The following is a 12,494-nucleotide window of genomic DNA, read 5'->3' as shown; positions in this document are numbered from 1 at the left end:
AGACACTGCTGACAAGAGCCTACCTAGCTACGGTATGGTGGACAGGCAGCGGGTCGGTATCAACCTTCGATTCGTTGGGCCCCGGTAGCCCAATCGGCAGAGGCAGTGCTCTCAAACAGCATACGGTGTGGGTTCGAATCCCACCCGGGGCACTTTTCCTAAGATTCCAAGGTCGCCGTTCAGATGCGGACGTTCTCATTCTCGTGAACGTCCGCTTTTTGCTGCCCACAGGAACCATCAGTCGCGCAGAGTGGACCCATGTACGACATGGGCACACGCAAGCGAGCCCTGGCTCTGGTGGCTGAGGGACGCAGTCTGAACTCCGTCAGCAGGGAGACGGGGATTTCTCGGTATGCGATCCGCTCCTGGGGGACGCGCATCGAAGCCGGCCCACACGCGGGCAATCCCTGCCCCAGGTGTCAGGAAGTCCCGAGTTCACCGCAAGCCCCTGCCGCGTACGCCTATCTTCTCGGCCTCTATCTCGGCGACGGCTGCATCAGTCCTCACCGCAGAGGCGTCTACTTCCTGCGCGTCGTCCTGGACAGGGCCTGGCCGGGCATCATCGACGCATGTGAGGAAGCAATGCGTGCTGTGCGCCCGTCGAACAGCGTCTTTCGTGTAGGCAGACAGGGTTGCGTAGCGGTCACCAGCTCCAGCAAGCACTGGCCCTGCCTCTTCCCCCAGCACGGCCCCGGCAAGAAGCACGAGCGCCGGATCGCCCTCGAACCCTGGCAGCAGGACATCGTCGACGCCCACCCCTGGGAGTTCATCCGCGGCCTCATCCACTCCGACGGCTGCCGCACCACCAACTGGACCACCCGGCTCGTCGACGGTGAGCGCAGGCGCTACGAGTATCCGCGGTACTTCTTCACCAACCTGTCCCGTGACATCGTCCAGCTCTTCACGGACACCCTGGACCGGATAGGCGTCGAATGGACACCGGCGAACGCACGCAACATCTCCGTCGCCCGCAGAGCCTCCGTCGCCCTTCTCGACGAGCACGTGGGCCCCAAGCACTGACGGCGACAGGGCGAAGGGGCCCCTAGACACAGCCAAGCTTCGACAGGGCCCCTTCGCGGTGCGCTCGGTCTACCGGGGACTGTCGTCCTCCCCGATGTGGTGCACCCGCACCATGTTCGTCGACCCGGACACCCCGGGCGGTGAGCCCGCCGTGATCACCACGATGTCGCCCCTCTCGCAGCGGCCGTACTTCAGCAGCAGTTCGTCGACCTGGTCGACCATGGCATCCGTGGACTCGACGTGCGGGCCCAGGAAGGTCTCCACGCCCCAGCTGAGGTTCAGCTGGGAGCGTGTGGCCGGCTCCGGAGTGAAGGCGAGGAGCGGGATCGGGGAGCGGTAGCGGGACAGCCGGCGGGCGGTGTCGCCCGACTGGGTGAAGGCGACCAGGAACTTCGCCCCGAGGAAGTCGCCGATCTCCGCCGCCGCGCGGGCGACCGCGCCGCCCTGGGTGCGCGGTTTGTTGCTCTCGGTCAGGGGCGGCAGGCCCTTGGCGAGGATGTCCTCCTCGGCCGCCGCGACGATGCGGGCCATCGTGCGCACCGTCTCGACGGGGTGGTTGCCGACGCTGGTCTCGCCGGAGAGCATGACGGCGTCCGTGCCGTCGATGACGGCGTTCGCGACGTCCGATGCCTCGGCGCGCGTCGGGCGCGAGTTCTCGATCATCGAGTCGAGCATCTGGGTGGCGACGATGACGGGCTTGGCATTGCGCTTGGCGAGCTTGATCGCGCGCTTCTGGACAATGGGCACCTGTTCGAGCGGCATTTCCACGCCCAGGTCTCCGCGCGCGACCATGATTCCGTCGAAAGCCGCCACGATCTCGTCGATGTTGTCGACGGCCTGCGGTTTCTCCACCTTGGCGATGACGGGGAGGCGGCGGCTTTCCTCCTCCATGATGCGGTGGACGTCCTTGATGTCCCGGCCGCTGCGGACGAAGGAGAGGGCGATGACGTCGAAGCCGGTGCGCAGGGCCCAGCGGAGGTCGTCCTCGTCCTTCTTGGAGAGCGCGGGGACGGAGACGGCGACGCCCGGCAGGTTCAGTCCCTTGTGGTCCGAGACCATGCCGCCCTCGACGACCGTCGTGTGGACGCGGGGGCCGTCGACCGAGGTGACCTCCAGGCACACCTTGCCGTCGTCGACGAGGATGCGTTCGCCGGGGGTGACGTCGGAGGCGAGGCCGGCGTAGGTGGTTCCGCAGGTCTGGCGGTCTCCTTCGACACCTTCTTCCACGGTGATGGTGAAGGTGTCCCCGCGTTCAAGGAGTACGGGGCCTTCGGTGAAGCGGCCGAGGCGGATCTTCGGGCCTTGAAGGTCGGCGAGGATTCCGACGCTGCGGCCGGTCTCGTCGGAAGCCTTGCGTACGCGCTGGTAGCGCTCCTCGTGTTCGGCGTAGCTGCCGTGGCTGAGGTTGAAGCGGGCGACGTCCATTCCGGCTTCGACCAGTGCCTTGATCTGGTCGTACGAGTCGGTGGCGGGGCCCAATGTACAAACGATCTTCGCTCGGCGCATGCTTCGAGCGTATGCCTTACCGGCCGGTAGAGAATTCGTTGCGCGTGACTACTCAACAACCTTTGCGTGAAGCCTTATTGACAAGTGTTGAATTGTGCGGTGGCGCGCTCCGATGAGCATCCCGGAGGGAAACCGGGGCGAAATGCGGGTGGCTTTCCCTGGCCCTTGCATTTCGGTGACGGCGCGTGATGCGACTACAGCGGTGGCGGGGCCATGGTGAATCGTGCGGTGATCCGGGCGTGGACGTGTTGCCGCTGGGGTTCGAGGGCGAGGGTGACGGGCCCGTCGCCGGGGTCCGCTCCGTCGAGGGCCGTCCGGCGTGCGGACCGGGCCGCGTAAACGGGCCGTTCGGCGATCTCCGCGCCGATGTCGGCGAGCTCGACGAGTGCTGTGAGGGTGGTGCCGAGGGCCTCGGCGTATTCGCGGGCGCGTTGAACCGCTTCGCGTACGGCTCGCCGGCGGGCTTCGCGGTGGGTGGGTGAGTCGGGGAGAAGGTCCCACCAGGGGCCGTCGACGCGGGTGAGTTCGAGGGCGGCCAGGCGGGTGGCGAGTTCGCCGAGCGCCGTGAAGTCGGTGAGCTCGGCGGTGATGTGGACGCGACCCTGGTAGGCGTACACGCGTTCGCTTTGACCGTGTTCGGTGAGTTCGGGGCTGAGGGTGAAGGCTCCGGTCTCCAGGCGCCGGACCGCATCTCCGTAGGACCTGACGAGGTGGAGGGCCGTGGTGTTGCGCCGGGTGAGGTCGTCGAGGGTGGTGCGGCGGTCGGTGCCGCGCGCGCTGACGGTGATGCCGAGGCGGGCGATCTCCGGGTCGACCTCGAGGTGGGCTTCTCCGTGGACGGCGAGGCGGGGGGCGTCCGGGGTGCCGTAGGGGGCGGGGGTCGCCTGGGGCTCGGCGGGGATGGAGGTCATACGCCCCACTCTGTCATCGATGGACTGACGGAGGGTCATGTACCGGTCACCGGATCGAAACCTTCGGGGGCTGTTGCGGCTGGTCATGGCCGGGGCAGAATCTACGCGCGTTGTTGACCACCCGCGAGGAGTTCGAGATGCCGTTGAACCGCCGGAAGTTCCTGAAGAGATCCGCTGTGACCGGGGCGGGGGTGGCGCTGGCGGGCTCGGCGGCGGCTCCGGCGGCACAGGCGGCGCCCGCGGCCCAGGCGAAGAAGCACCCCAAGCGGTATGCGCTGACGGTGATGGGGACGACGGATCTGCACGGACACGTCTTCAACTGGGACTACTTCAAGGACGCGGAGTACGCGGACAAGGCCGGCAACGCGATGGGCCTGGCGCGGATCTCGACCCTGGTGAACCAGATCAGGCAGGAGAAGGGCCACTGCAACACGCTGCTGCTGGACGCGGGTGACACGATCCAGGGCACTCCGCTGACGTACTACTACGCGAAGGTCGACCCGATCACGGCCGAGGGCGGCCCCGTGCACCCGATGGCGCAGGCGATGAACGCGATCGGGTACGACGCGGTGGCACTCGGGAACCACGAGTTCAACTACGGCATCGAGACGCTGCGGAAGTTCGAGTCGCAGTGTCACTTCCCGCTGCTCGGCGCGAACGCGCTGGACGCGAAGACGCAGAAGCCCGCGTTCCCCCCGTACTTCATCAAGAAGTTCCATGTGCCGGGCGCACCGCCGGTGAAGGTCGCGGTCCTCGGTCTGACCAACCCGGGCATCGCGATCTGGGACAAGGCGTATGTGCAGGGGAAGTTGACCTTCCCGGGCCTGGAGGAGCAGGCCGCGAAGTGGGTGCCGAAGCTCAGGTCGATGGGCGCGGACGTGGTGGTGGTGTCGGCGCACTCCGGAGCCTCCGGGACCTCCTCGTACGGTGACCAGCTGCCGTACGTCGAGAACGCGGCCGCCAACGTCGCCCGGCAGGTGCCCGGCATCGACGCCATCCTGGTGGGTCACGCGCACGTGGAGATCCCGGAGCTGAAGGTCACCAACGAGCGGACGGGCAAGACGGTCGTGCTGTCGGAGCCGCTGTGCTACGCGGAGCGGCTCACGCTCTTCGACATCGAGCTGGTCCTCGAGAAGGGCAGGTGGCAGGTCGAGTCCGTGGCCGCCTCCCTGCGCAACGCGAACACGGTCGCCGACGACCCGAAGATCACCAGGCTGCTGTCCGACGAGCACGCGGCCGTGGTGAAGTACGTCAACCAGGTGGTGGGCCGGGCGACGCAGACGCTGACGACGGTGGAGGCGCGCTACAAGGACGCCCCGATCATCGACCTGATCACCAAGGTGCAGGAGGACGTGGTCAAGGCGGCTCTGGCGGGCACCCAGTACGCGTCGCTGCCGGTGATCGCACAGGCGTCGCCGTTCTCGCGGACCTCGGAGATCCCGGCCGGCGATGTGACGATCCGGGATCTGTCGAGCCTGTACGTGTACGACAACACGCTGGTGGCGAAGCTGATGACGGGTGCGCAGGTCCGGGCGTACCTGGAGTACTCGGCGGAGTACTTCGTGCAGACGGCCGCGGACGCGACGGTGGACGTGGAGAAGCTGACCAACGCCGGCGGCCGGCCCGACTACAACTACGACTATGTGTCGGGCCTCACCTACGAGATCGACATCGCCCAGGCGGCGGGGTCCCGTATCAAGGGCCTGGCGTACCGGGGTGCCCCGCTGGACGACGCCCAGCAGTTCGTGTTCGCGGTGAACAACTACCGCGCCAACGGCGGTGGCGCCTTCCCGTACGTGGCCTCGGCGAAGGAGCTGTGGTCGGAGTCGACGGAGATCCGGACCCGGATCGCGGAGTGGGTGACCGCGAAGGCTGTTCTGGACCCGAAGGACTTCGCGTCGGTGGACTGGAAGCTCACGCGGAACGGCACGGCGGTCTTCTAGGCCGTGTCTGCCGGGGCCTCAGGTCGCCTGGATTTTCTGGGGACCTGGGCCGCGGGGGGACTCGGCTGCTGGAGTCCGAAGGTGGTGAAGGCGGTGCGCCGGGGCAGCGGGTAGGTCTCCTTGCCGGTGAGGGAGTTGAGGATGGTGGCACTGCGCCAGGCGGCGAGGCCGAGATCCGGGGTGCCGACGCCATGGGTGTGGAGTTCGGCGTTCTGGACGTAGAGGCGGCCGGTGACGGAAGGCGCGAGGACCATGCGGAACTGGTCGTCGATGCGTGGCCGTTCGCTGCTGTCACGGCACAGGTAGGGGCCGAGTCCGGCGAGGATGCGGTCCAGGGGACGTTCTCGGTAGCCGGTGGCGAGGACGACCGCGTCGGTGACGAGGCGGGAACGGGCGTTCTGCTGGGCGTGTTCCAAGTGGAGCTCGATCGTTTCGGTGGTGCGGCGTTCCGCGGTGCGGACGTGGACGCCGGGGGTGAGGACGGCGTCGGGCCAGCCGCCGTGCAGGGTGCGGCGGTACAGCTCGTCGTGGATGGCGGCGCTGGTGCCGGCGTCGATGCCTTTGTGGAGCTGCCACTGGGCGGAGACGAGGCGGTCGCGCACGGGTTCGGCCAGGGCGTGGAAGTAGCGCGTGTAGTCGGGCGTGAAGTGTTCCAGGCCCAGCTTTGAGTACTCCATGGGGGCGAACGCCTCCGTGCGGGCGAGCCAGTGGATCCTTTCCCGCCCGGCGCGCCGGTGGCGCAGGAGGTCGAGGAAGACTTCGGCGCCCGACTGTCCCGCGCCGACGACGGTGATGTGCCCGGCGGTGAGGAACTCCTCGCGGTGCCGGAGGTAGTCGGCGGCGTGGATGACGGGCACGCCGGGTGCGTCGACGAGGGGGCCCAGCGATTCGGGGACGTACGGTTCGGTGCCGACGCCCACCACGATGTTGCGCGCCCGGGTCCGGCCGAGGGCCTCGGCCTCGCCGTCCGCGTCGAGCCGGGTGAAGTCGACTTCGAAGACGTCGTTCTCCGGGTCCCAGCGGACGGTGTCGACCTGGTGGCCGAAGTGGAGCCCGGGGAGTTGGCCTGCGACCCAGCGGCAGTAGGCGTCGTATTCGGCGCGCTGGATGTGGAAACGCTCGGCGAAGTAGAAGGGGAAGAGCCGGTCGCGGCTCTTGAGGTAGTTGAGGAAGGACCAGGGGCTGGTGGGGTCGGCGAGGGTCACCAGGTCGGCGAGGAAGGGCACCTGGAGGGTGGCGCCGTCGATGAGGAGGCCGGGGTGCCAGTCGAAGCCGGCGCGCTGCTCGTAGAACGCGGTGTCGAGTTCGGCGAGGGGGTGGGCGAGAGCGGCGAGGGAGAGGTTGAACGGACCGATGCCGATGCCGACCAGGTCGCGGGGGGTCGGGAGGTCTTGGTACGGGGGGTGGGTCATCGGGGCGTGCTTCCTTCCACCAGTTTCAGGAGCGCGGCCAGGTCGCCGGGCCCGGTGTGGGGGTTGAGGAGGGTGGCCTTGAGCCAGAGGCGGCCGTCGAGCCGGGCGCGGCCGAGGACGGCACGGCCGTCGTGGAGGAGGGTGCGGCGGACGGCGGCGACGAGGTCGTCGGGAGCTCCGGCGGGCCGGAACAGGACGGTGCTGATGGTGGGCGGGGCGTAGAGCTCGAAGGCGGGGTGTGCCGAGACGAGTTCCGCGAGTTCCTGTGCGCGTGCGCAGACGTGGTCGACGAGGGCGCCGAGTCCGGTGCGGCCGAGGGCTTTGAGAGTGACCGCGATCTTGAGGATGTCGGGGCGTCGGGTGGTGCGCAGGGAGCGCCCGAGGAGGTCGGGCAGACCCGCTTCGGTGTCGTCGTCGGCGTTGAGGTAGTCCGCGCGGTGTTGCAGGGCCCGCAGGTCGTGCGGGTCCCGCACGGCGAGGAGGCCGGCGGCCACGGGCTGCCAGCCGAGTTTGTGCAGGTCGAGGGTGACGGTGTGGGCGCGGTCCAAGCCGAGGAGCTTGGGGCGGTGACGGTCGCTGAAGAGGAGTCCGCCCCCGTACGCGGCGTCGATGTGAAGACGGGCGCCGTGGGCGGTGCACAGGTCGGCGATGTCGGGCAGGGGGTCGATGAGTCCGGCGTCGGTGGTGCCCGCGGTGGCGGCCACGAGGACCGGTCCGCGGGAGCCGGACAGACCGGTGAGGGCCTCGGAGAGGGCGGCGGGGTCGAGGATGCCTCGCGGGGCGGGGAGGACGAGGGGTCCGGGCAGGCCGAGGAGCCAGGCGGCGCGGGCCAGGGAGTGGTGTGCGCCCGATCCGCAGACGAGCCGGACAGGGCCGTGGGCCTCGCGGGCGAGGAGCAGGGCGAGCTGGTTGGACTCGGTGCCGCCGGTGGTGACGAGGGCGGCGCCCGCACCGGCCTCCTGGGCGAGGGCCTCGGTGACCAGGGTTTCCAGCTCGGATGCGGCCGGGGCCTGGTCCCAGGAGTCGAGGGACGGGTTGAGGGCCGAGGCGGCGAGGTCGGCGGCGGTGGCGACGGCGAGGGGCGGGCAGTGCAGGTGGGCGGCGCACCGGGGGTCGGCGGGGTCGGCGGCGCCCTCGGCGAAGGCGCGTACGAGGGCGTGTACGGCGTCGGGGTCACCCTTCTGGGGCAGTACGTCGCCGACCGCGTCGCGGAGGCGTGCCGCGACCGCTGCGGGACCGCCCGCGGGCAGCGGCCCGCCGCGCAGCCGTACGCCTTGCCGCAGGGCGTCGAGGACGGTGGCGAGCAATGGCTCGAGGGCGCTTGGGCCTTCGGGGCCTGAGGCGAGGGGCGGCAAGCTCATGGGATGTCCTCCGGGCGCTGGGCGGGGGAATCAGGCCTGCGTGCGCGGGAGTTCGCCGCCCGCAGAGGACAACGATCCGACCGGGGAGGGGGTATCGGCGTGTGCGGGACACATCCGGGGTGAGGCGCCGGTGGGAGTGCGTGTGCCGGCCGGCACCCACGGCGGTGTGCCGGCCGGACGTCTGCTACGCGCGCACGCCGACCCGCACCCGGCGACGGGCAGGCCCGGCCCTCACCCGGCAACAGGCGGGCACCGACCCACACCTACCGGCAGGAAGGCACCGACCCTCACCCGGCAATGGGCGCGCCCCGGCCGACGCGCGGTGACGAGCGCGCGTCGGTCGGCGGACGTGGGGACGCGGGGACCAGGGGACGCGGGTTATGCTTCGCGGACGCGCAGCGCGCGTGCCAGGTCGTCGAGTTCGTCGACGAGCCTGCGGTGCAGGGCCGGGACGAGGTCCGTCTTGCGCAGGCACTTCTCGCCGCGGCGGAGGGTGTCCGCGTCGACGGCGTGGCGGGGGAAGGCCCAGCGGCCGGCCGCACCGGCGATGGCGGGGCCGCGGCGGGCGGCGACGGCCGGCGCGTCGGTCCAGTAGCGGTCGACGTACTCCGTGAGGAGGTCGGCCTGTTCGGGCTGCCAGAAGCCCCGCGCGGTGGCGGTGAACAGGTAGTTGGACAGGTCGTCGGTGGCGAACATCGCGTCCCAGGCGCGCCGCTTGGCCTCGGGGTCGGGCAGAGCGGCGCGGCAGCGGGCGGTGCCTTCCTGGCCGGTGGCGCTCGGGTCGCGCCGGAGTTCCTCGTCGATGGTGGTCTCGTCGACGGCGCCGAGGACGGCGAGGCGGCCGAGGATGCGCCAGCGCAGCTCGGGGTCGAGTTCGGGTCCGCCGGGCACCGTGCCGTCGGCGAGCCAGGCGGCGATGGTGTCCGGGTGGGCGGCGGCGTCGATGAAGTGGCGTACGGCGATCAGCCGCAGTCCGGGGTGGGAGCCGTCCTCGGTGCGGCGGATGAGGTCGCGGCACAGGTGGGTGAGGGTGGTGAGGGCGGCGGGGCGTTCCTCGGAGGGCAGATAGCGGTCGGCGACCTGGGTGGCGGCGAAGGCGAGGACGCCTTCGGCGAGGGCCAGGTCGGTTTCGTGCGGGAGGTGCGCTCGGGCGGTGTCCAGGTAGGCCGCGGCGGGAAGGCGGCCGTCGCGCACGGCGTCGCGCAGGGCGTTCCACACGACCGCGCGGCTGAGCGGTTCGGGCACGGCGGACAGGGAACCGGCGACGGCCTTGAAGGAGCCGGTGTCGAAGCGGACCTTGGCGTAGGTGAGGTCGCCGTCGTTGAGCAGCAGCAGGGCGGGGCGCTTGCCGAGGGGCTGCGGCGCGGTCTGCGGGATGTCCAGCTCGAGGCGTTCGCGCAGGGTGAGCCCGCCGTTGTCGGCGAGGTCATGGTCGTAGATGCCGACGGCGATGCGGTGGGGGCGGCTTCCGTCGCGGTCGACGGTGAGGGAGCAGGTGCCGTCGTCGGCCTGGGTGAGGTGCGGGGTGAGGGTGTCCACGCCGGTGGTGCGCAGCCAGGAGTCGGCCCAGGCGTGCACGTCGCGTTCGGTGGCGTCGGCGAGGGAGTCGAGGAAGTCGGCGAGGGCGGCGTTGCCGAAGCGGTGGCGGGCGAAGTGGGTGTTGATGCCGTCGAGGAAGTCCTTCTCGCCGAGCCAGGTCACGAGCTGCCGCAGCGCGGATGCGCCCTTGGCGTAGGAGATGCCGTCGAAGTTGAGGAGCGCGGCGGCGGTGTCGTCGACCGCGTCGGGGGCCACCGGGTGGGTGGAGGGGCGCTGGTCGGCGTCGTAGCCCCAGGCCTTGCGGGCGACGCCGAAGTCGGTCCAGGTGTCGGTGAAGCGGGTGGCCTCGGTGAGGGTCTGGTAGCCCATGTACTCGGCGAAGGACTCGTTCAGCCAGATGTCGTCCCACCAGCGCAGGGTGACGAGGTCGCCGAACCACATGTGGGCCATCTCGTGGGCGATGACCATGGCGCGGGTCTGGCGCTGGGTGTCGGTGACGGCGGAGCGGTAGACGAACTCGTCACGGAAGGTGACGAGGCCGGGGTTCTCCATGGCTCCGGCGTTGAACTCGGGGACGAACGCCTGGTCGTAGGAGTCGAAGGGGTAGGGCTCCTGGAACTTCTCGTGGTAGCGGTCGAAGCACTGGCGGGTGATCTCGAGGAGTTCGTCCGCGTCGGCGTCGAGGTGCGGGGCGAGGGAGCGGCGGCAGTGGAGGCCGAAGGGAAGTCCGCGGTGCTCGGCGCGCACGGAGTGCCAGGGGCCGGCGGCGACGGCGACGAGGTAGGTGGAGATGAGGGGGGTCGCGGCGGCCCGCCAGATGCCGTCGCCCTCGTGTGTGGTGATGCCGTTGGCGAGGACGCTCCAGCCCTCGGGTGCCTTGACGGTCAGGTCGAAGACGGCCTTGAGGTCGGGCTGGTCGAAGGCGGCGAAGACGCGCTGGACATCGTCCAGGAACAGCTGGGTGTAGAGGTACGTCTCACCGTCGGTGGGGTCCGTGAAGCGGTGCATGCCCTCGCCCGTGTGCGAGTAGCGCATGGCAGCGTCCAGGCGCAGTTCGTGCTCGCCCGCGGCGAGGCCCTTGAGCGGCAGCCGGTTCTCGTCGAGGGTCTCGGGGTCCAGGGGCTGTCCGTCCAGCGTGGCGGAGCGCAGTTCGGCGGGCTTGAGCTCGACGAAGGTGTCCGCGGCCTTCCGGTCACCGCGCACCGTGAAATGGATGACGGTACGGGAATCGAAGGTCTCGTCGCCGCCGGTCAGGTCCAGGGCGATCTCGTAGCGGTGGACGTCGAGGAGCCGGGCACGGGTCTGCGCTTCGTCGCGCGTCAGTACGGACATGAGGGACATGCTGCCTGATGCCGCCGACAGCGCACAGGGGCGGTCCGGTACACACCGTTTGCCGCGTCTCCGATATCGCCTGCTCGCGCGCCTTGTGCCGCCCACGTGCGCTTCTCGCGCGGTCCGGGTGGGCGCCGTGGGGGGCCTGTGGACGCCTCTCGCGCCCCCTACGCGCGCCCCTCGTGGCGCGCCGGGGTGCGCTCGGGGGATGTGTCGGCGGCTTCCTCGCGCTGGCCCGGCACGTGCGCGTCCGGATGCGGAAGGGCGCGGGCCGGGGGCGGGCCGGACTCCTTGAGCCGGGCGCGCAGGGCGCGCACCTCCTGTTCCAGAGCCTGGGAGCGCTGGTGGGTGTCGTAGAGGTAGCGGACCTTGGTGCGCAGGGCCCAGGGGTCGACGGGTTTCATCAGCAGGTCGGCGACGCCGAGGCCGAAGGCGGCGGAGGTGAGTGCGGCGTCGGCCCCGAAGCCGGTGAGGAGGATGACCGGGATGTGCTGGGTCTGTTCCACGCGCCGCATGTAGCGCACGACGTCGAGTCCGCTCACCCCGGGCATGCGCACATCGAGGAGCAGGAGGCCCACCTGGCCGCGCAGGATCTCCTTGAGCGCGTCGTCGCCGCTGGTCGCACGCGTGAGCCGGTAACCCAGGGGAGCCAGCGCGCTCTCCAGGGCGTAGAGCATGTCCTCGTGGTCGTCGACGATGAGAATTCTCGCATCAGACGGCATGGCCCGACGTCCCCTCGTTTGGGCAACCAGCTTATGCCCGAACCGTCCTACCGCGCGTTGCTTTGACCTGACAAAGAGTCACTCGTCCGAAGGGGCGACCGCAGGTCCGGCCGGCCGGCACGGGCCGTCCGGCGCGGGAGGCCCGGTCGCCCGCCTGGGACCGCTCCGGGGTGTCGGGGGGTCACTTCCCCTGCGTGCCGGCGGTGGACGTGGTGTCGTCGGCGATGCGCTCGTGGTGGCGGATGACCTCGGCGATGATGAAGTTGAGCAGCTTCTCCGCGAAGGCGGGGTCGAGCTTGGCACTCTCGGCGAGTCGGCGGAGCCGGGCGATCTGGGCGGCCTCGCGGGCCGGGTCGGCGGGCGGCAGGTGGTGTGCGGCCTTGAGGTGGCCTACCTGCTGGGTGCACTTGAAGCGTTCGGCGAGCATGTGGACGACGGCGGCGTCGATGTTGTCGATGCTGTCGCGCAGCCGGGCGAGTTCGGCGCGGACGGCCGGGTCGACATCGCCGGTGGGGGTGTTGCGGGTGGTCATGGGCGACCACCCTACGGGGCGCGCGGGCGCCCTCCCATTCCTGTCCGGACTGCGGTCGTCTCCGGGACACTGGCGGAAGGGGCCGGCCCGCGGGCACGCGCGCGTGGCGGCCGTTCGCAAGCACCCACGCCGACGGGACGGCAGTCCGCGAGAGAGCGCCCACGCCGACGGGACGGCGGTCCGCGAGAGAGCGCCCACGCCGACGGGACGGCGGTC

General features: G+C 70.4%; 9 protein-coding genes and 1 tRNA gene. 3 read left to right on the top strand and 7 right to left on the bottom strand.

Annotation, left to right across the window (positions count from 1 at the left end):
• Window positions 1–78: 78 nt before the first annotated feature.
• Window positions 79–152: transfer RNA gene (locus ABZ823_RS12305), tRNA-Leu, on the top strand.
• 106 nt (window positions 153–258) lie between these two features.
• Window positions 259–1,020, top strand: coding sequence for a transcriptional regulator (locus ABZ823_RS12300; protein ID WP_361657607.1), 762 nt, complete (start codon window positions 259–261; stop codon window positions 1,018–1,020).
• Window positions 1,021–1,089: 69 nt separating this feature from the next.
• On the opposite strand, the gene pyk is transcribed toward ABZ823_RS12300, so the two are convergent.
• Both pyk and ABZ823_RS12290 read right to left on the bottom strand, forming a co-directional pair.
• Window positions 1,090–2,526, bottom strand: coding sequence for a pyruvate kinase (gene pyk, locus ABZ823_RS12295; protein ID WP_361657604.1), 1,437 nt, complete (start codon window positions 2,524–2,526; stop codon window positions 1,090–1,092).
• Window positions 2,527–2,720: 194 nt separating this feature from the next.
• Window positions 2,721–3,437 (bottom strand): SIMPL domain-containing protein, encoded by a 717-nt coding sequence (locus tag ABZ823_RS12290; protein WP_361657601.1) that lies wholly within the window; start codon window positions 3,435–3,437, stop codon window positions 2,721–2,723.
• Between the two features lie 137 nt (window positions 3,438–3,574).
• Between ABZ823_RS12290 and ABZ823_RS12285 the strand changes: the two genes are divergently transcribed.
• Window positions 3,575–5,380, top strand: coding sequence for a 5'-nucleotidase C-terminal domain-containing protein (locus ABZ823_RS12285; RefSeq protein WP_361657599.1), 1,806 nt, complete (start codon window positions 3,575–3,577; stop codon window positions 5,378–5,380).
• On the opposite strand, the gene ABZ823_RS12280 is transcribed toward ABZ823_RS12285, so the two are convergent.
• From ABZ823_RS12280 to ABZ823_RS12260, 5 genes are all read right to left on the bottom strand, one after another.
• Window positions 5,377–6,792: a SidA/IucD/PvdA family monooxygenase gene (locus ABZ823_RS12280; protein ID WP_361657596.1), complete on the bottom strand. Its 1,416-nt coding sequence runs from the start codon at window positions 6,790–6,792 to the stop codon at window positions 5,377–5,379. The two genes, ABZ823_RS12285 and ABZ823_RS12280, sit on opposite strands and share 4 nt — an antisense overlap.
• Window positions 6,789–8,153 carry a pyridoxal-dependent decarboxylase gene (locus ABZ823_RS12275; protein ID WP_361657592.1) on the bottom strand — a complete coding sequence of 455 codons (1,365 nt, stop codon included), beginning with the start codon at window positions 8,151–8,153 and terminating at the stop codon, window positions 6,789–6,791. The genes ABZ823_RS12280 and ABZ823_RS12275 overlap by 4 nt, the downstream gene beginning before the upstream one ends.
• A 378-nt stretch (window positions 8,154–8,531) precedes the next feature.
• Window positions 8,532–11,033, bottom strand: a complete 2,502-nt coding sequence (pepN, locus tag ABZ823_RS12270) for an aminopeptidase N (protein WP_361657589.1) — start codon at window positions 11,031–11,033, stop codon at window positions 8,532–8,534.
• A 158-nt stretch (window positions 11,034–11,191) separates the two neighbouring features.
• The gene (locus tag ABZ823_RS12265) at window positions 11,192–11,746 is read right to left on the bottom strand and encodes a response regulator (protein WP_361657586.1); all 555 of its coding nucleotides are present in this window, start codon (window positions 11,744–11,746) and stop codon (window positions 11,192–11,194) included.
• Between the two features lie 181 nt (window positions 11,747–11,927).
• A complete protein-coding gene (locus tag ABZ823_RS12260) occupies window positions 11,928–12,278 on the bottom strand; it encodes a chorismate mutase (RefSeq protein WP_361657584.1) in 351 nt (116 codons plus the stop codon).
• Window positions 12,279–12,494 lie beyond the last annotated feature (216 nt).

The sequence above is a fragment of the Streptomyces sp. NPDC047079 genome (genome assembly GCF_040643755.1).
Lineage (GTDB): Bacteria > Actinomycetota > Actinomycetes > Streptomycetales > Streptomycetaceae > Streptomyces.
Note: the sequence above shows the minus strand (reverse complement) of the source record. Positions and strands in the feature narration are given on the sequence as shown.